Below are 18,182 nucleotides of genomic sequence, written 5' to 3'. Positions count from 1 at the left end.
GTAGTAACGAGACGTCAGACGCGTCGCAGCGCGACGACCGCGATGTCGTCCGCCTGCTGATCGTTTCCAGCGAGCTGGGACAGCAGGCGACGGCAGAAGGCGTCCAGGTCGTCCTCCACCCGCTCCGCACAGGCGGCCAGGGCCCGCAGACCCTCGTCGATGTCCACGTCCCGCCGCTCGATCAGTCCATCGGTGTACAGCACCAGCGTGCCGCCCGGCGGCAGGGTGAACTCCAGTTCCGTCCGCCGCGGGGCACGGATCCCCAGTAGCGGACCGCGCGGCTGCAGGAACCGCACCTCGCCGTCCACGTGCAGCAGCGGCGGCAGGTGACCGGCGCTGGCCATCCGCATCCGCCCGGTCGCCGGATCGAGGGTGGCCAGACACAACGTGGCCGAGTCGGTCGGCAGCACGGTCCGCATGAAGTGGTTGACCAACTCCAGCACCGTGGCCGGCGAATGCCCCTCGACGGCGTACGCCCGGACCGCGTGCCGCACCTCGGCCATCACCGTGGCCGCGTGCAACGAGTGCCCCGCCACGTCCCCGATCGCCACCAGGAGCTGGCCGTTCAGCATGGTCAGCTCGTAGAAGTCGCCGCCGATCTCGGTCTGCGCACCGGCCGGCTCGTACAGCACGGCCCGCTCCATGCCGGGCACCTCCGGCAGCCGGGACTGCAGCAGGCTCCGCTGCAGGGTGACCGCGATCCGGTGCTCCTCGTCGAACGAGCGCTGTGCCTCCACCGCCGCCGCGACCGCCTGGGAGAGCTGCCGCAGCACCGGGAACCCGGCGGTCTGGGAGCCGCTCGGCGCGATCACGTAGACCGGCGGCCGGTCCGCGCGCAGCCGGGCCGACGCGACGGCCACCGAGTCGCCCTCCGGCCAGTCGGCCACATCCCAGTCGGCAGGCTCGTCGGTACGTACCATCGACCCCACCGCGACCATCCGGTCGCTGGGGACGGTGCAGGGGCGCAGCGTCGCGGGTTTCCCGACCGCGGCCAGGCCCTCCCCGTCGGAGGACTCCGCCACCACCGCCACCGGAACCCCGAAGATGTCGCAGGCACCCACGGCGGCGGCCGCCAGCAGGTCCCGCAGGGTGGACGCCGAGTTGATCGCCAGCGTGGTCTCGGCCAGCCGGACCATCCGCTCCGCCAGCAACTCGGCGCGCTGCCGGGCCCGGTAGTAGCGCAGCACCGCCTGCGCCGTGGCGATCAGCTCGTCTGGCTCGATCGGCTCCACCAGGTACGCGTCCGCACCCCGGTTCAGCCCCTGGGTACGGTCGACCACGTCCACCGCGTGCGCCGAGACGTGGATGACCGGCAGGACGCCGTACCGCTGATCGGTTTTGATCCGCTCGCAGACCTCGAAACCGCTCATGTCCGGCAACTTCACGTCCAGCACGACCAGGTCGGCCTCGGAGTCCAGCAGCATCGTCAGCGCCTCGCCGCCGGTCTCCGCCTCCAGCACCGTGAAACCGGCCCGGGTCAGCCAGCTGACCAGCAGGTATCGCTTCGTGGCACTGTCGTCGCAGACCAGAACCGTGGCGGAAGGACTCATGACGCGACCGGCAGCCGCAAGGTGAAGGTGCTGCCGGCACCGGGCTCCGAGTCGACCCGCAGGCCGCCGCCGAGGATCCCGGCCAGCCGCCGGGCATAGGGCAGACCCAGACCGGTGCCCTTGCCACTGACCGGCTTGCTCCCGGGCACCTGGTAGAACTCCTCGAAGACACGTTCGTGCAGTTCAGGCGGGATGCCGGTGCCGGTGTCGGAGACCACGAACTCGGCATCGCCGTCGACCGGGCGTACCGTCAGCCGCACCGAGCCCTCCGCGGTGAACTTCAGCGCGTTGGTCAGCAGGTTGCGCAGCACCTGGGCGAGCAGCACCTCGTCCGACCGCAGCGTCGGCAGGCTCGGCTCCTCGACCACGAACTCCACCTCCGGGCGGGTCGCCATCGGGCGCAGCGTGCCGCGCAGCTGGCCGAAGACCGCCTTGAGGTCGACCTCCGACCAGTTCGGCTCGATCCGCCCGGCCTCCGCCTTGGCCAGGTCGAGCAGCCCGTTGACCAGGCTCAACAGATCGGTCGCCGAGGTACGGATCAGATCGACCTGCCGGCTCTGCTCCTCGGTCAGGTCGTCCGAGCCGGGATCGGTCAGCAGCCGGCCCAGGCCGATGATCGCGGTGACCGGCGCCCGCAGCTCGTGACTGACGTTCGCCAGAAACCGGGTCTTCGCCTCGCTGGCCGCCCGCAACTGCACCGACTTCTCGTCCAGCTCCGCGTAGAGCGCCACGACACCGCGGTTCGTCTCCTCCAGCTCCTCGGAGAGCTGGTTGTAGAGGGCCATCACGCCGCGGTTCGTCTCCTCCAGCTCGGCGTTCAGCCGGGCCAGGTCGTCGCGCTGCGCCCGCACCTCGTCCAGGGCGGCGATGAGCTGCTGATTCTGTACGGCCAGTTCGTCCAGCGGGGTACCGGGGACATGCTGGGCCAGGCCGACACGGATCTCGTCCATACGGTCGTCCGTCAGCGGCGGAGCGCCCAGCGGCAAACGCCGGGACATCCGGACAACAGTGCCGGTACCGCCATCGTCCACCTCCATCGTGTCGACCAGTCGGCCGACCTGTTGCAGCTGCCCGGTGATCCGATCCACGAGACCGGACATCGGATGAGCCATCGTCACCCGCAGGGTTGGTACCCCGCCGGGGGAAACGGTGAACTCCACGTCGGAATCCGGGCCGGCCGCGAGGAGGACCCGGCCCACCTCGCTGAGCGCGGTGGCCACCCGGGTCTGGTCCTGCGGCTCCATCCCGACCCGGCGGGCCACCTCCCGGCCGAGCTGCCGTATCGCGAAGATGTCCTGCTCGATCCGCAGGCTCGTCCGCATGAGCAGCCGGTCGGTCATGAGACCCGGGCCACCAGCACACCGGCGTCGTCGCGGCGGGTGCCCGCGTCGCGCAGTACGGTGGCCGCGATCACCGCGGGAGTCCGGGTGAGCAGGCCGGGATAGTCGGACTCCTGCCAGCGGTCCACGATGCCGTCGCTGTGCATCAGCACGACCGCACCGGACGGCATCGGGTAGTCGTACTCCCGCAGCTGACGGCGCTGGTGACCGGCGATGCCCGGCAGCGACACCATGCCACGGCGCCCGCCGTCCGGGCCGAAGACGGTCCCGGCGATGTTGCCCAGACCGGCATAGTGGATCAGCCCGGCGGCCTGGTCCAGCTCCGCGACCGCGACCGCGGCACCCCGGGTGTGCCCGAGAGCCCGGTGCAGCACGTCCACCACCGTCGCGGGCGGACCCGCGGGCGCCTTCCGGAAGGCGCGCACGGCCTCGTTGGCCGCCACCGCGGCCAGGCCGCCGTGCCCCAGACCATCGCAGACCATGACCTGCCGGCGTCCCTCGACATCCCTCGACGCGTACGCGTCACCGCACACCTGTTCCCCGGTGAGCGGCCGGGTCAGCCCCGACACCCAGGAGGGTTCCGGTGCCCTGTCCGGCCACACCTGCAGGGCCAGTACGGTCCCCCGCCCCGGCACCGAATGCAGGTCCCACCGGCTGGACTGACGCTGGATGGCGCCGAGACCGATGCCCAGCGTGCCCACGCTCGAGTGGCCGTCGCCCATCGCGTGCGGGACGTCGGCGATGCCCGGACCGCTGTCGATGGCGATGATCTCGACGCCGGCCTGCTCCGCGGTGCGTACCGGGCGGACCATGACGATGCCCTGGTCGGCGTGCTTGACCAGGTTGCCGGCGGCCTCCGCGGCCACGATCGAGAGGTCGGCGATCCGGTTCTCCGGCATGCCCAGATCCGTCGCGAGCCGTTCCGCGGCACGGCGTACGGAAGCGGCGGTCCCGGCGGCTTCCACCCGGAACCAGACCCCACCGTCCAGGAGTCCCTCGGGTACGGACGCCACCGCGCCTCCGCTCATCGGCACCACTTGACCACGGTAATCGTCGTGCCCTCGCCGACCGCGGTGACGATGTCGAATTCGTCGACGAGTCGTCTTGCCCCGCTCAGCCCCAGCCCCAAACCACCACCGGAGGTGTAACCGTCGGTGAAGGCCAGATCCAGGTCGGCGATGCCGGGCCCCTCGTCGCTGAAGACGATGCGGATGCCGGCCTTGCCGCGCTCGCTGCGGGTCGGTGTGACCTCGACGTGGCCGCCACCGCCGTACACCAGCGTGTTGCGGGCCAGTTCGCTGGCGGCGGTGACCAGCTTGGTCTGATCGACCAGGGAGAGCTTCGCCGCGACCGCGGCCGTACGCACCAGCTGCCGGACCCGGACCACGTCCTGGTCGGAGACGACCGGAAGGCGCTGGCTCTCCTCGTTCACGGCGTCGGTACCGCTGCCTGATCGTCCTCGTCGCCGACGATGTCCGGCATTTCGGGCCTCCGGTTCGCGCTGAGCAACGCGATGCCCAGCTCGACGTTGAGCGCCGTCCGGATCCCCGGGAGAGAGAGCCCCAGCTCGACCAGGGTGATCGCGACCGCTGGGCGCATGCCGACCACCACGGTCTCGGCGTCCAGCACCCGGGAGACCGAGGCGATGGTCGCCAGCGTGCGGCCGACGAACGAGTCGACGATGTCGAGCGCGCTGATGTCGATGATCACCCCGCCGACACCGGTGGCCACGATCCGCTCAGCCAGGTCCTCCTGCAGTTGCAGGGCGACCTGGTCCTCCATGTCGATCTGAATGGAGACCAGCAGGATGTCGCCGATCTTCAGGACCGGGACACGTTCCACGTCAGCTCCTCGAGGACTTGTTGCCGTTCCGGCTGAGCACGTAGCGCAGCGCGTCGGCGAGCGAGGCCTTGGTGGCGATGTCGCCGAACTCGATGCCCAGCGCCACGATCGTCTGGGCGATCTGCGGCCGGATCCCGGAGATGATGCAGTCGGCACCCATCAGCCGGGCGGCCACCACGGTCTTGAGAATGTGCTGGGCGACCTGGGTGTCCACGGCCGGTACGCCGGTGATGTCGATGATCGCGTACGGCGAGCTGGTGTCGACCAGCGTCTGCAGCAGGCGTTCCATGACCACCTGGGCGCGGGCCGAGTCGAGCGTGCCGACCAGCGGCACCGCGACCACGCCCTCCCAGAGCTTCACCACCGGGGTGGAGAGCTCGAGCAGCTGTTCGGCCTGGTCGGCGATCAGACTCTCGCGGATCCGGACGTAGCTGTCGAAGGTGAACAGCGCGGCCCGGTCGACGAAGGCGGAGAACGCCACGTAGAGCCGGAGCGCGTCGTCGCCGTCGCCGATGACGTCGAGCACCGCCTCTTTGAGGGCGTAGATGCTGATCGCGGTCTCGGTGGCGGTGAAACCCTGCCGGGCACGGTTGCTGGAGAGCTCACTGAGCTGCGCCCGCAACTCGTCGGCCGCCCCGTCGGTCACCTCGATGGCACCGGCGGAGAGCGCGCTCTGGAACCCACGCCTCAGGTCGGTGGTCTGCCGATGCAACTCGGCACCGCTCAACCTGCCGCGCAGGCTCGCCACGACCAATTCCGTCCAGCGGGCCGTAAGTGGCTCCGCGTGACTCTCCAGCAGGTCGGCAAAGCGACGTGCCTCGTCCGGACTCAGCGGCATCGCCGTCTCCCTACCACGCGATCAGTGCGCAACGGCCGGACTTTACCATCAGGTAAGCCTTTACTTGCTCTAGACCAACTAACAGACACGGTCAAGCTCTCCCTGTTCTGCGCGTCACCCGGTACGTGGAGTACCGTTCAGCAATAACTGGAGGTCGTCGAATGTCCCTGACGGTACAAACAGAACAGCGCGGCGACATGGTTGTCGTGTCGGTCGCCGGCGAGCTCGACATGGCGACCGCCCCCCAGCTGCAGGATCAGATCAGCGACCTGCTGGAGAAGGGTCGCACGCGGCTGGTCTTCGACCTGGCCGAGGTGTCGTTCTGCGACTCCACCGGCCTGTCGGTCTTCGTCCGGGCCAAGAACAGCACCGACGACGCCGGCGGCACCGTCCGCCTGGCCGCGCCGCAGCGCGGTGTGCTGCGCATCCTCGAGGTGAGCGGCCTGGTCGAGGTGCTGCACACCTACCCGACGGTGGACGAGGCTGTCACCGCCGAGGAGCCCGCCCTCGACTGAGGGGCGACATTCCGCACCGATTCATTCCACCGGTCGGCCGGTCGGCGTAGTTTGTCGCCGACCGGCGGCGGGCACCCCGTCGCCGAATGACCCCCGGCGCCCCAGGAGTGCTCGTGAAAGAGATGTTCCAAGGCTTCAAAGAATTCATCATGCGCGGCAACGTCGTCGACCTGGCGGTCGGTGTCGTCATCGGCGCCGCGTTCACCACCGTGGTGACCAGCTTCACCGAGGCCTTCCTCAAGCCCCTCATCCAACTGCTGGGTGGGGGCACCGGCCTGGACGCCGGAGCGTTCAAGGTCCGCGGAGTCCCCTTCGACTACGCCAGCTTCATCAACGCCCTCATCACCTTCCTGATGACCGCCGCGGTCCTCTACTTCCTCGTGGTCATGCCGCTGAACAAGCTGGCCGAGCGTCGCCGCCGCGGCGAGGAGCCCCCGCCGAAGGCCCCCAGCGAAGAGGTCAAGCTGCTCACCGAGATCCGCGACGCGCTGCTGCGTGGCCAGGGCAACCAGGTCCCCAACAGTGCCCTCGACGAGGTTCTGCAGCGCCGCCAGGAGCCGCCGCGCTGATCTTCCGCTGAAAAGATCCGCCCTCCCGGCACCGTTCGAACAGATGTTCGATACAGTGCCGGGATGGAGCAGCGGAAGCACTGGTGGAACGGCAAGTGGGGACGACTGGCCCGGAAGGACGTCTACCTCCGCGTCAGCGGCGACCAGTGGTATGTCGAACAGCGCGCCGGCGGCTCCGAGGGCACGTCGCACTTCTTCGAGCACGACAGTGAGGACGCCGCCCTCGACATGATCCGGGCCATCCTCAACGGTCTCGACGAGTGGCGTGAGCTCTCCGTCCGCCCGCCGGTCCGCTGACCCCCACCGCCGGCTGAGACGCCGCCGCGGCGGCGGCAGTGACTCCTGGTCTCCGGCGGGGCGCCGCACCGGCAGGTGAAGCCGTCCGCGATCGGCACGGCCGGGTCCGCGGTGACGGCGGGTCGTCGACGGCGCCGGCGAGAACCCGGATGTCTCCACCGGGATCGTTCGCGTTCGGGACTGCTGAACCTTTCTTGTGACTTCAGGCGCACTCTCCAGAGTTAAGCGCCTTCGTCCGTTTTAGGTAACTTTGGGGTATTTCATACGAGGCGAACCGACAAAACACTCACCGGTCGTGTGTATCGAGTGGTTGTCCGGGCACCGAACGTGCCAGGGTCGGATGGGCCGAGTTGTGGCGGCTTGTCTAGATCGGAGAGTGCTTTTGTCCGCGTACGACCCTGAACAGCTCGCAGCGGGTCACCGCTCCATGAGCATGTTGGCGAGTCTCGTGGAACGAGGAGGCCGACCCGCGGCGATCACCGCCACCCTCCCCTTGCGGGCCGGTGAGAAGCAGTACGGCTGGTTCCCGGTGCACCTGACCGGGGCGGGACGGCGGCTCGCCGTCATCACCAGCAGCCGGCTGATCCTGGGCGACCGGGAGGTTCCGCTGCGCTCCCTGCAGCGCGTCCGGCCGCAGCACGGCGAATGGCTGCTCGACCTCGACACCCGCGACGGCGGGACGCTACGGATCAGCGGCCCGTGGGTGCCCTGGCTCAGCGTGGTGATCTGCGCCGAGCTCTACGGCGCGGCCTGGCCGCCCGGCTACGCCCCGGTGATCGCGATCCCGGCACCGCGCCGGCGCCCACCCGCCTGGGCCCTGTCCCTGCGGTAGGTCAGTAGACCCAGACCCGGGTCTTCAAAGGCAGCGCGTCGTGCCCCCACATCCAGTTCATCGCGGCGATGGAGACCCGGGCACACCCGTGCGAAGCCGGATAGGGCGGCACACTGTTCGCCCCGTGCACGGCGATGCCACCGTTGAAATACTTCGGCCGCCACAGCAGACCCAGCGGTGCGTCACGCCAGCCGTCGATCTGCCGCCCCACCCGGAACCGGCCGGTCGGCGTATCCGCCAGAAAGGTCTTCCCCTCCTGCTCGTAATTCTCGTTCGAGCCGGTCGACGTGTTGAAGACCTGCGTGATCCGGCCGTCATCGACAACCATCAGAAGCTGCCTCCGCAGGCTGATCTCGACGACTCTGCCGCTGCCGGAACGGGCCCTCGGACGGACCCCCTCGTCCAGCGCCCTCCGCGTCTTCGGACCGACCGTGCCGTCGCGGCTGATTCCGGCGGCTTTCTGCAGCGCGTACACCGCCTGCTGGGTCGTCCCCCCGAATCTGCCGTCGGCCTCACCGTTCCAGTAGCCGAGCTCGGTGAGGCGCCTCTGCACCGCCAGCACCTCGTCACCCTTGTCGCCCCGCTTCAGCTTCCGGGGCTCTTCCTCCGGTTCGGCCGGCTGACTCGTCGCGCTCGGCTCACTCGCCGGCGTCGACACCTTCGGGGGTACGGGAGAAGCAGTCACCCGGCTCGTCGTCCGGTCCGGCGAGTCACACCCCCCGGCGAGCACGAGTGCCGTGGCCATCATGGCGGTGAACGTCGGAACCTTCCGCATGGGTCCTCCCTCACCGGTGGTCGCGCCAGTCTAGAGACACATTCACAACGGTCCACCGATGAATGCGAATCGTCCACCCACCCGAGTGGAATCCGTCCCGACCTGGGAAAAGAGCCGAGTAGGCTTTGGCTATGTCCTGGAGAGCCAGCGCACGACACGGCGTACGGGAAGCGCCGGGAGGATTCGCACTCGTCCAGGAATTGCTGAACACCCGGGCCACCATGGGATATGCGGCCGATCTCCTGGTCGCCACGGAAGACGCCCAGTGGTGGCTGACCGACACGCTCGGCACCTGGTCGCGGGGTTCCGGACTGCCCGCCCCGACGCTGCTGCTCACCCCCGGTGACCTGCGCTCCCTGCGCCGCCTGCGCACCGCCTTCGAACAGGTGATGCTCCGCTCCGGCGGCGACCCGGCCCCGCCGGAGCACACCCTGCCCCCGGCCGACGTCCCGGTGAGCCTGGTGCCGGACGGGTCCGGCTGGGTCCGGGTGGTGCCGACCGGCCGCGGCGTCCGCTGGTTCGCCTCGGCGCTGTGGGCGGAGACGCTCCTCGCGCAGCAGGCCGGTTTCTGGCCCCGGCTCAAGCTTTGTCACAACGTCACCTGCCGGGCCGCGTTCTTCGACACGTCCCGCAACAACAGCGGCGTCTGGCACGACGTCAGCACCTGCGGAAACACCGCGAACCTGCGGGCCTTCCGGGAACGCCGCCGGCTGCTCGGCCCGTCCGGCGCTCAGGAAAAGCCCTGATCTCGGTGGGAACTCCCGGCCGTCCCTGCGCGACTATGGAGGCATGGGATGTGAGCGGTGGCGCGAGATGCTCTCCGCGCAGCTGGACGGTGAGGACGACCCGGTCATGCGACCGCTGGTCGACGAGCACCTGGCCGGCTGCGCCGGCTGCCGCGAGTGGCTGGACCGCGCGGCAGCCGTCAACCGGCTGACCCGAACCGGCCCGGCACTGCAGGTGCCGGACCTGACCGCGGCGATCCTGGCCGCCCTACCCACCGAGGCACCGGCCAGGCGCCGGTGGCGGCTGCCCGTCCCCGCCCTGCTGTACGTTGCGCTGGCACTGGTCGGCGCCGTCCAGCTGATCCTCGGCCTGACCCAGGTGGGCGGCGGGGTGAGCGCCGGCCACGACCACGCCGGCCTGAACGCCACCCCCGGCCATCTGTGGCACGAGTCCGCCGCCTGGAACGTGGCGGTCGGCGCCGGCTACCTCTTCATCGCGTTGCGCCGCACCCGCCCCACCGGCCTGCTGCCGATGCTGACCGCCTTCGTGGCGATGCTCCTGCTGCTGTCGTTCAACGATCTGACGGGCGGCCGCGTCGACGTGGCCCGCCTCGTCGGCCACGGCTTCGTCATCCTCGGCTACCTGCTGGTGGTCGCCCTCTCCCGCGGTGCGGGCGGCTCCCTGCGCCCACCCGGCAACCGCGTCGGCACCGGCTGGCGTGCCCGCTTCGACACCGTTGCCGACCCCGACGACGACATCGAGCCGGCGCCCCGCCCTGGCCTGCGCCTGGTCCCGCCCCGAGGCCCCTTGACCGCGGAACTGGATTCGGACCGGCGGGCCGCGTGACCCACAGGTCTGTCACACACTCCGCGGGTCTCACCGAGCACGCTTAGCGTCGCCGTATCGAAGGGCGCCGGCAGACGGCCCTCGACCCTCCAGCACTGCTGCTCCGCCTGCCTCAGGGGTCAGCACCGGGTCCACCGGCGCTGACCTGTTCTGCATGCCGGAAGGCGGGCAGGGTGAGCGTGAAGACCGTGCCGGCGCCGGTCGCCACCCGGATCGAGCCTCCGTGTGCCGTCGCGATCGACTGCACGATGGACAGCCCGAGGCCCGAGCCTCCCGGGGCGGTTCGGGCGGGGTCACCGCGCCAGAACCGTTCGAACAGGTGCGGCAGGTGTTCCGGGGGGATGCCGGGGCCGGTGTCGGCCACCTGGATCCGGTGTTCGCCGGTGGAACCGCCGACCGTCACGGTGATCGTGGCGTCGGGCGGTGTGTGCTGGACGGCGTTGCCGACCAGGTTTCTCAGCGCCTGGCTCAGCCGCGCGTGGTCGCCCAGCACGACGGCGGATTCCGCCTCCAGCCGGATCCGGCGGTCCGGTGCGATGACGCGCAGGTCGGCGACCACGTCCTCGGCGACGGCACGGAGGTCCACCGGCTGCTGTTCCAACGGCCGGCCGGCATCGGTACGCGCCAGCAGCGCGAGTTCGTCGACGAGCTGCCGCATCCGGCCGAGGTCGTTGTCCACCCGCTGCAGGGCGTCCGTGAGCCGGCCCTCGTCGGACAGCCCGCCGTTCAGGTAGAGCTCGACCCAGCCGGTGGCCGCGGTCAGCGGGTTGCGCAGTTCGTGGGAGGCGTCCGCGATGAAGGCCCGCATCCGGTGTTCGGCGTCCTGCTGGGCGTCGAACGCCGCGTTCACCGTCCGGGCGAGTCGTTCGATCGCCGGGTCGCCTCGGCCCAGGGGCAGCCGACGGGTCCGGTCCCCGGCGGCGACCCGTTCCGCCCGTTCGGCCATGGCCGGCAGCGGTGCCAGACCCCGGCCCACGATCAGGACGGCGAGGAGGATGAAGACGGCCACGGCCACGGTGGAGGCGCCGGCGATCACCGTGACGATGCCCAGCGTCGTCTGACGGCGGTCGGCGGTGTCGAGGAAGACCACGATGCGCAGGGCCGGCGTCTCGACGCCGTCCGGGGCGCGGTAGCGCAGCCCGCGGTCGCGCATGTCGATGCCGAGGGCGAGATAGCGGTCGGCCACCGTCACCGGTTCCGCCGGTCCCGCCGTGGCCAGACCGGTGAGCGCCCCGGCGTCGAGACCGTCCGCGCCGACGGGCCCGGCCGTGGTGACGAGCATGGTGTGGACGCTGTTGGCGGTAGGGTCGCGCAGGGCCCGCTCGTCGATCACCGTCGCCCCGATGGCGGTGAAGCCGATCTCCAGGCGTGCGGCGACCGACCGTAGTTGCCCGGCGTCCCGGTGGTGCAGGAACGCCGAGATCAGGGCCACGCTCGCCGCGAACGACAGGGCGATCACCGCGGCGGCCGACGCGCTGAGGGTGATGGTGAGCCGGGCGCGGATCGAACGCACGGTCATTCCGGATCGTCGATGCTGTAGCCGAAGCCGCGCACCGTACGGATGATCGCCGGGCGGTCGTCGTCGATCTTGCGGCGGAGGTTCGAGATGAACCGTTCGACGATGTTCGTGTCCCCGCCGAAGTCGTACTGCCAGATCCGGTCGATGATCTGCCGTTTGGAGAGCACCCGGCCCTTGTTCTCCAGCAGGAGCCGCAGCAGCCGGAACTCGGTGGGCGACAGTTCGAGGTCCTGGCCACCACGCCGGACGAAATGCCGGTCCGCGTCGAGTTCGAGATCCGCGCACCGCAGCGTCGCCGACCGGTCGGACCGTCGGGTCCGGGCCTCGATCCGCGCGATGACCTCGGCCGAACTGAACGGCTTGGTGATGTAGTCGTCGGCGCCGAGCCGGAGCCCACGGACCCGGTCGTCGACGCTGTCCCGCGCGGACAGGAAGATCACCGGCAGGTTCCCGTCGTGGCGCCGGATCAGCTGGACGGCCTCGAAACCGTCCGTCCCGGGCATCATCACGTCGAGCAGGACGACGTCGAAACGGCCCCCGGGGATCCGGGTGAACGCCTCGGCAGCCGACGAGACGGACTCCACCGTGAAGCCCGCGAAGGTCAGGGTCGAGGTGAGCATCGCCCGGATCCGCTCGTCGTCGTCGACGACGAGCACCCGCGTCGTCATGTCCTCATCCTGGCATGCTCTCGCGGAGGAGGAACTCCTCGAGCAGGCTCACGAACAGTTCCGGCTCGGCCAGGTGGATCACGTGGGTGGCGTTGACGACCCGGTACTCGCCATTCCTGAGCAGCGACGCTGCCCGTTTCCCGTCCTCGGGGCCCATCGCACCGTTCAGCGTCCCGTCGGGCAGGAACTCGGTGTCCGCCTGCAGGAGCAGGGTGGGAGCTTCGATGCGGGCCAGCGCCTCGGCGTGGTCGAAGCCGGCATTCCAGGTCCGGTCGTGAAACGCCGCACCGAAGCGCGGGTCGTACCGGTCCAGGCCCCGCAGCAGCTGCCGGACGGTGTCGTTGGCGACGATGCCCAGCTCGACCGGCCGATCCGGGCCGGCCTCACGGTACGACGTGATCGCCTGACGCAGGAACCAGGCGGATCCCGGCGCCACGTGCTTGTCGAAGAACGCCGACGAGGCCTCGATCCAGTACAGCAGGAAGTCGTCGGTGCCGTCCCGGACCGCATCGGCCGCCGTGGTGAAGGAACGGTCGGCCAGGGTCGGCGACGGATATCCCGCCTCCGAGGTGAACAGCGGCGGATCCTCCAGGACGACGGCCCGCACCGACCGGGGCCGGTTCGCGGCCAGCCAGGTGGCGAGCAGCCCACCTGACGAGTTGCCGGTCACGAAGACCGGTTCGCCGATGACATCGTCGATGAAGTCGCCGAGGTCCGCGCCGATCCGGTTCGCCGTCATCGGATAGTCGTCCGGGACGGTGGTGCCGCCGTGCCCCGGATAGTCGACGTCGTACACGTGGAACGACGCGGCCAGGGCCGGCAGGACGAGGTTGTAGCTGTACCAGTCCATGTGCTGGGCGTGCAGCAGCACCAGCGGCGGGCCGTTGTCCGGGCCCTCGACGAAACTGAGGCCCACGTCGTTGACCTGCACGACCTTCTCGACGTAGCCCGCGTTCCGGACGTCGTCCTCCATCGGGTCGACGTAGGTGTCGATCCACCGGTCGACGGCGGCCAGAGTGGCGGCCGCGCCGAGGACGAGCACTCCGGCGGCCACGAGCAGCCGCCTGCGGGTTCTTCTCATGGGGAGATCGCATCAAATGAAGCTCCCGATCCCCGGATCGTCAGCTGACGGCCGGCTGACGACGCCGTGCCTGCACCTGCCAGGGGTAGCCACAAGCGGGTCTGTTGCCGCCCTGCGCACCGGGCGCAGTCTCGAACGGCCAGAACCCTCGAAAGCAGGAGAGCAACCTCGTGAACATCACTCTCAGCCGCCGCGCCCTGATGACCGTGACCGTCGCCGGCCTTCTCAGCGGCGCCGTGGCCTTCGGTACGCCCACCCTCGGCAGCCCGGTCGGCCCGGTCGGCCCGGTCGCGTCGATCAGCACGGTGGGACATCGCGCCGTCGTCGACGCGCGGATCGCCGTGCATTTCGACCTGAAGACCGGGCAGATGCCGGAGAACATCGTCCTTGACCGGGACGGCAGCGTCGACGTCACCTTCGCCGGCAGCCGGCAGGTCGCCCGGATCGGCGCCGACGGTGGCATCCGCGTCCTGGCCACCCTGCCGGCGCCCGCCGACACCGCCGCGACGACACCGGTCCTCGGCTTCCCACTGGTCACCGGCCTGGTCCGGGACGGCAGGACGTTCTATGTCGCGTACGCCACCGGCTCCACCGAAACCGGCATCTGGACGTTCACCGAAGGCGGCAGGCCCCGTCTTCTCGCCGCACTGCCCGCCGACGGCCTGCCCAACGGCATGACCCGGGACCCGTCCACCGGCCTGCTGTACGTGACGGACTCGGTCAAGGGCACCGTCTACACCGTCTCCCCGAAGGGCCGGGTCCGTACCGTCAGCTCAGACCCGGCGCTGGCCGCCGACGGCCTGCTCGGGGTCAACGGCATCAAGATCCACAACCACGCGGTGTACGCCTCCAACCTCGACGAAGGCACCATCCTGCGCCTGCCGTTCGGCGCGAAGGGCCTCGGCCCGGCCCGCGTGGTGGCCACCGGCCTGACCGGCATCGACGACTTCACCTTCACCGGCCACGGCGACGAGATCATCGCCGCCCTCAACACGGTCAACCAGGTCGTCCGCGTCACCGGGCCCCGCACCGAGGTCCTGCTGACCGCCGCCGACGGCCTGTCCAACCCGACCTCCGTCGCGGTACGCGGCCGCACACTGCTCGTGCCGAGCGCCGCCTACAGCACCCAGCAGGACCCGAACCTGCTCGTCGCCACCCTCAGCCGCTGATGCCGAAGCCGGCCATCGACGACACTTTCCCCGCCGAACAGGAGGCACGGGTCAGCTGGAACATGTGGCCGACCGCGTCGAGCAGAAGCAGCCGATCGGCAATCACACGCTCGACCATGACACCCCTGTTGTACGCCTGAGGAAACAGAACAGGCCAGCGCCGGTGACACCGGCGCTGGCCTGCGAAACTGAGTGGGCCGCCAGGGACTCGAACCCTGAACCTATGGATTAAAAGTCCACAGCTCTGCCATTGAGCTAGCGGCCCGCCGCTGTCAGAGTACCGACCTCGGCTCGCCCCGCAATCATTGCACCCACCCCCGCGGACGCGCCTCCGAGATAAGCGCCCTCCCCGGGTGATCACGACTGGGTAACAGCCTGGTGATGTTCAGGCAGCGTCCATCAATCCGTCAGGCTTTTCGGGGATGCTCGGGAGTCATGCAACGGAGTACAGGTATCGCCGCCTTCGTGGCCCTGACCACGCTCGCCGCCGGGGTGCCCGCGTTCGCGGAATCGGCGCGTCCGGTTCGGGAGATCACGGCCACGGTGGAGACGCCTGCGCTGTTCGACGACGAGGCCGGCGGAGATGCGAACGCCGACGATCCGGCCATCTGGATCAACGCTGCGGACCGGTCGCGGAGCCTGGTGATCGGCACGGCCAAGAACGGTGGTCTGCGGGTCTACGACCTGGCCGGCCGGGAGGTCCAGTCGATCGCCACACCGGAGGGTGGACGTTTCAACAACGTCGACATCCTGACCGGGTTCACCTTCGGCAAGCGCAAGGTCGACGTGGCGGTGGTGACCGACCGCGGTCTGGACAAGCTCCGCATCTACAAGATCGACGCGTCCGGGCTGACCGACATCACGTCCGCGGACGCCCCGCTGCTGTTCTCCCGTGATCAGTCCGAGGTCGAGGAGCAGGCCACCGGTTACGGTGTCGCCGTCTACGACCGTTACGCGGTGGTGAGCCGCCGGCACAGCACCCGGCTGGGCATCTTCCGTCTCGAGGAGCGCAACGGGAAGGTCACCTACCGGACGTCGGACACTCTGGATCTGCCGCGCACCTTCCGGCTGCCGGACGGCACGAACTGGTCGCCGTGTGCCGAGCCGGGTGAGGAGCCGCAGGTCGAAGGCATGGTCGTGGATGCGGAGGCGGGTGTCCTCTACGCCGCCCAGGAGGATGTCGCACTGTGGCGCATCAACCTCGAGGGCGGCGTCTTCAGCAGCATCCCGAGGATCGTCGAGCGCGTCTCGTCGTACGGCACGCCGGCAACCTACGACGCCGAGACCGAGGAGTGCGTCGTGGACACCGCGAACGACCCCGGGTTCGGTGGGCGGATCACCGCGGACGTGGAGGGTGCCACCATCTACCCGACCGGTCGCCGGGGCGGTTACCTGATCGTGTCGAGTCAGGGTGACAGCCGGTTCTTCGTCTACGACCGGCGCGACAACCGGCCGATCAGCATCTTCACCGTCACGGACGGCCCGGCCACCGACGGCGTTCAGCACTCCGACGGCGCCGCGGTGACCTCCACGCCCCTACCCGGCTACCCCCGGGGCCTTCTGGTGCTCCACGACGGCGAGAACACCCCGGACGGCGGCCGGACGAGCACCAACTTCAAATACGTCGATTTCCGTACGCTCAACCTGCCGTCCTGACCCCCCGGCGGCGACGGACGGCCGCCCGTAGTCCGTTCACCACCGCGACGTTCACCAGCGCCCCCACCGCCACGGACAGCACGAACCCGGCAAAGTCCATGTTTGCGTAGGTTTCGATGAGAACGCCCACCGGCGCGGCCACAACGATCGCGATACCGGGCAGGAACGGGAAGTCGCTGTGGAGGACGTACACCTCGACGACGCCCAGGACGGTCAGCGCTGCGACGAGTGAGAGGTAGATCCGGGCGAACCGGCCCGACCACCCGTTCCGGGCGGTCCCCCGTCGTGGCCGGTGACGAACGTCCGGCGTGGGGCGTCAGCCGCCCGAACACCGGCTACTCGCAGCAGTCCTGGGAGTCGCCGGCAACATCGGCACGTTCGAGGGCAGGTCGAGATTCAGCACCTGGCTGCACGTGATCATCGCGAACGGCGCCAGATACGCGAATACCTTGTGGCCGGCATCTGAGGGCGCGGGTAGCGTGCCGTCCATGCAGCCCGTCTCGAAGCTGGAACGCCGGATCGTGACCGCTGCCGAACAGGCGCTGGACCGTCAGAAGTACGTCAGCCCACTCGACGTGCTGACCGGTCTCGGCTGGGTGCCGCCGGGCCTGGTGACGGACTGGCGGCAGGGCCGCCGGCCCACGCTGGAGGCGATCGCGGCGGTGTCCCCGGAACGCCTCGCCGACACCCTGGAGATCTTCCACCGCTGGACGGCGAGCCGGGGCCTGCGATCAAGCGAGGTCGAGTACCTCTCCGCGATGCGGGACCGACGGCCGCTCCGGTTCACCGCCGACGGCACACCCGCGGTGGAACTCGCCTACCGCACGCACTGGACGCCGGCCGCGATGACCGACCAGCAGCGGGAGAAGCTGACCGCCAAGAAGAGCAAGGCGCCGGACCTGGTCGTGGTGCTGCCCGCGAAGGACTTCACCTGCACCTCCTGCGGGCAGACCAGCGGCGACATGCTGACCATGGAGGAGGCCGGGCCGCTCTGCCTGACCTGCGCCGACCTGGACCACCTGGAGTTCCTGGCGGCCGGCGACGCGGCGATGACCCGCCGGGCCAAGAAGGCCAGCCGGCTCTCCGCGGTGGTGGTCCGGTTCAACCGGTCCCGCAAGCGGTACGACCGTCAGGGCCTGCTGGTCGAGCGTGCCGCCATCGAACAGGCCGAGCAGGAGTGCCTCTCCGACGAGGACGCCCGGGCCCGTCGGCGAGATCGTGATCGGGTACGCCGTGAAGCAGCAGACGAGACTTTCCAGTACGAGCTCGCCGCGTCGATCGTCCATCTGTTCCCGGGCTGCCCGCCGGAGCGTGCCGAGGCGATCAGTCTGCACACCGGCACACGGGGCAGTGGACGCGTGGGCCGCAGTGCCGCCGGCCGAGCCCTGGACCCGGACGCGGTGACCCGTGCCGTCGTCGCGTCGGTACGCCACGAGGACACGGCCTACGACGAGATGCTGATGAACGGGGTACCCCGCGACGAGGCCCGCGAACGAATCCGGACCGACATCGATCGGGTTCTGAAATCCTGGCGCTGACCGCGGTCCGGAAACGCTGTCAGAAACGCGCTGTGAAAAGCGCTCCAGACCCAGCCCGGAGTCTGAAAAGGTCCGGAAACGAAGAAAGGCCCACCCCGAAGGGTGGGCCTTTCTCAACGTTTAGTCCGGCGGCGTCCTACTCTCCCACACCCTCCCGAGTGCAGTACCATCGGCGCTGGAGGGCTTAGCTACCGGGTTCGGAATGTAACCGGGCGTTTCCCCTCCGCTATGACCACCGTAACAGCCATCAGCGAAACAAAACCAGCAACCCGCTAGCAGACGTTCCTGCCATCAGGGTGGTTGTTCGTTTGCTGTGAATCACACAGTGGACGCGTAGCACAAAGTTTAGGGTGGTTAAGCCCTCGGCCTATTAGTACCGGTCAACTCAACACGTTACCGTGCTTACATCTCCGGCCTATCA

Annotated in this window: 20 protein-coding genes, 1 tRNA gene, 1 rRNA gene and 1 pseudogene; 9 read left to right on the top strand and 14 right to left on the bottom strand. The window is 69.6% G+C overall.

The annotated features are described in order from the left end of the window. Positions 1-14: 14 nt before the first annotated feature. From QSK32_RS30360 to QSK32_RS30335, 6 genes are read right to left on the bottom strand one after another with little or no spacing between them, the layout of a single operon-like run. A complete protein-coding gene (locus tag QSK32_RS30360; RefSeq protein WP_045747563.1) occupies positions 15-1,550 on the bottom strand; it encodes a SpoIIE family protein phosphatase in 1,536 nt (511 codons plus the stop codon). Beyond that, positions 1,547-2,890, bottom strand: coding sequence for a sensor histidine kinase (locus QSK32_RS30355; protein ID WP_045747564.1), 1,344 nt, complete (start codon positions 2,888-2,890; stop codon positions 1,547-1,549). The genes QSK32_RS30360 and QSK32_RS30355 overlap by 4 nt, the downstream gene beginning before the upstream one ends. Continuing rightward, complete coding sequence (locus QSK32_RS30350) at positions 2,887-3,918, bottom strand: SpoIIE family protein phosphatase (protein WP_045747580.1); 1,032 nt, start codon at positions 3,916-3,918, stop codon at positions 2,887-2,889. The genes QSK32_RS30355 and QSK32_RS30350 overlap by 4 nt, the downstream gene beginning before the upstream one ends. Then, positions 3,915-4,322: an anti-sigma regulatory factor gene (locus QSK32_RS30345; RefSeq protein WP_045747565.1), complete on the bottom strand. Its 408-nt coding sequence runs from the start codon at positions 4,320-4,322 to the stop codon at positions 3,915-3,917. The genes QSK32_RS30350 and QSK32_RS30345 overlap by 4 nt, the downstream gene beginning before the upstream one ends. Beyond that, entirely contained in the window at positions 4,319-4,732 is a 414-nt protein-coding gene (locus tag QSK32_RS30340) for an STAS domain-containing protein (protein ID WP_045747566.1), read from the bottom strand. Before QSK32_RS30340 ends, QSK32_RS30345 begins: the two co-directional genes overlap by 4 nt. Position 4,733: 1 nt before the next feature. Beyond that, positions 4,734-5,570, bottom strand: a complete 837-nt coding sequence (locus tag QSK32_RS30335) for an STAS domain-containing protein (RefSeq protein ID WP_045747567.1) — start codon at positions 5,568-5,570, stop codon at positions 4,734-4,736. A gap of 161 nt (positions 5,571-5,731) precedes the next feature. Between QSK32_RS30335 and QSK32_RS30330 the strand changes: the two genes are divergently transcribed. From QSK32_RS30330 to QSK32_RS30315, 4 genes are all read left to right on the top strand, one after another. Next, complete coding sequence (locus tag QSK32_RS30330) at positions 5,732-6,085, top strand: STAS domain-containing protein (RefSeq protein ID WP_014687361.1); 354 nt, start codon at positions 5,732-5,734, stop codon at positions 6,083-6,085. Between the two features lie 122 nt (positions 6,086-6,207). After that, on the top strand, positions 6,208-6,654 hold the full coding sequence (gene mscL / locus QSK32_RS30325) for a large conductance mechanosensitive channel protein MscL (RefSeq protein WP_045747581.1): 447 nt from the start codon (positions 6,208-6,210) through the stop codon (positions 6,652-6,654). A gap of 63 nt (positions 6,655-6,717) precedes the next feature. Beyond that, complete coding sequence (locus QSK32_RS30320) at positions 6,718-6,951, top strand: hypothetical protein (RefSeq protein ID WP_285473840.1); 234 nt, start codon at positions 6,718-6,720, stop codon at positions 6,949-6,951. Between the two features lie 427 nt (positions 6,952-7,378). Beyond that, the gene (locus QSK32_RS30315; protein WP_285473839.1) at positions 7,379-7,783 is read left to right on the top strand and encodes a hypothetical protein; all 405 of its coding nucleotides are present in this window, start codon (positions 7,379-7,381) and stop codon (positions 7,781-7,783) included. Position 7,784: 1 nt separating this feature from the next. On the opposite strand, the gene QSK32_RS30310 is transcribed toward QSK32_RS30315, so the two are convergent. After that, positions 7,785-8,558, bottom strand: coding sequence for a peptidoglycan-binding protein (locus tag QSK32_RS30310; protein WP_285473838.1), 774 nt, complete (start codon positions 8,556-8,558; stop codon positions 7,785-7,787). A 131-nt stretch (positions 8,559-8,689) separates the two neighbouring features. Between QSK32_RS30310 and QSK32_RS30305 the strand changes: the two genes are divergently transcribed. Together QSK32_RS30305 and QSK32_RS30300 are read left to right on the top strand one after the other, a co-directional pair. After that, entirely contained in the window at positions 8,690-9,304 is a 615-nt protein-coding gene (locus QSK32_RS30305; RefSeq protein WP_045747571.1) for a CGNR zinc finger domain-containing protein, read from the top strand. A gap of 43 nt (positions 9,305-9,347) precedes the next feature. Then, entirely contained in the window at positions 9,348-10,130 is a 783-nt protein-coding gene (locus QSK32_RS30300) for a zf-HC2 domain-containing protein (RefSeq protein WP_045747572.1), read from the top strand. A 112-nt stretch (positions 10,131-10,242) separates the two neighbouring features. Here the strand turns inward: QSK32_RS30300 and QSK32_RS30295 are convergent, their stop codons facing one another. The 3 genes from QSK32_RS30295 to QSK32_RS30285 are packed head-to-tail and all read right to left on the bottom strand — an operon-like array spanning position 10,243 to position 13,398. After that, positions 10,243-11,649 carry a sensor histidine kinase gene (locus QSK32_RS30295; protein ID WP_285473837.1) on the bottom strand — a complete coding sequence of 469 codons (1,407 nt, stop codon included), beginning with the start codon at positions 11,647-11,649 and terminating at the stop codon, positions 10,243-10,245. After that, positions 11,646-12,317 (bottom strand): response regulator transcription factor, encoded by a 672-nt coding sequence (locus tag QSK32_RS30290; protein ID WP_285473836.1) that lies wholly within the window; start codon positions 12,315-12,317, stop codon positions 11,646-11,648. Before QSK32_RS30290 ends, QSK32_RS30295 begins: the two co-directional genes overlap by 4 nt. A 4-nt stretch (positions 12,318-12,321) precedes the next feature. Then, positions 12,322-13,398 carry an alpha/beta fold hydrolase gene (locus tag QSK32_RS30285; protein ID WP_045747574.1) on the bottom strand — a complete coding sequence of 359 codons (1,077 nt, stop codon included), beginning with the start codon at positions 13,396-13,398 and terminating at the stop codon, positions 12,322-12,324. A gap of 170 nt (positions 13,399-13,568) precedes the next feature. On the opposite strand from QSK32_RS30285, the gene QSK32_RS30280 reads away from it, so the two are divergent. Beyond that, on the top strand, positions 13,569-14,567 hold the full coding sequence (locus QSK32_RS30280; RefSeq protein WP_285473835.1) for an SMP-30/gluconolactonase/LRE family protein: 999 nt from the start codon (positions 13,569-13,571) through the stop codon (positions 14,565-14,567). On the opposite strand, the gene QSK32_RS30275 is transcribed toward QSK32_RS30280, so the two are convergent. Both QSK32_RS30275 and QSK32_RS30270 read right to left on the bottom strand, forming a co-directional pair. Then, the gene (locus tag QSK32_RS30275) at positions 14,557-14,685 is read right to left on the bottom strand and encodes a hypothetical protein (RefSeq protein WP_285473834.1); all 129 of its coding nucleotides are present in this window, start codon (positions 14,683-14,685) and stop codon (positions 14,557-14,559) included. The genes QSK32_RS30280 and QSK32_RS30275 overlap by 11 nt on opposite strands. Before the next feature lie 75 nt (positions 14,686-14,760). Further along, positions 14,761-14,832 (bottom strand) — tRNA-Lys (locus tag QSK32_RS30270). A 170-nt stretch (positions 14,833-15,002) separates the two neighbouring features. Here QSK32_RS30270 and QSK32_RS30265 point away from each other — a divergent pair. Next, positions 15,003-16,223: a phytase gene (locus QSK32_RS30265; protein WP_285473833.1), complete on the top strand. Its 1,221-nt coding sequence runs from the start codon at positions 15,003-15,005 to the stop codon at positions 16,221-16,223. Here the strand turns inward: QSK32_RS30265 and QSK32_RS30260 are convergent. Beyond that, positions 16,207-16,491, bottom strand: a pseudogene (locus tag QSK32_RS30260) (SCO4225 family membrane protein); the annotation flags it as partial. The gene QSK32_RS30265 and the pseudogene QSK32_RS30260 sit on opposite strands and share 17 nt — an antisense overlap. Before the next feature lie 220 nt (positions 16,492-16,711). Between QSK32_RS30260 and QSK32_RS30255 the strand changes: the two are divergent. Further along, a complete protein-coding gene (locus QSK32_RS30255; protein WP_045747576.1) occupies positions 16,712-17,761 on the top strand; it encodes a DUF2293 domain-containing protein in 1,050 nt (349 codons plus the stop codon). A 123-nt stretch (positions 17,762-17,884) separates the two neighbouring features. On the opposite strand, the gene rrf is transcribed toward QSK32_RS30255, so the two are convergent. Further along, positions 17,885-18,001 (bottom strand): 5S ribosomal RNA (gene rrf, locus QSK32_RS30250). Positions 18,002-18,182: the final 181 nt, after the last annotated feature.

Origin of the sequence: Actinoplanes sp. NBRC 101535 (genome assembly GCF_030269225.1) — a bacterium.
Lineage (GTDB): Bacteria > Actinomycetota > Actinomycetes > Mycobacteriales > Micromonosporaceae > Actinoplanes > Actinoplanes rectilineatus.
This window is presented reverse-complemented; position numbering and strand designations above follow the sequence as displayed.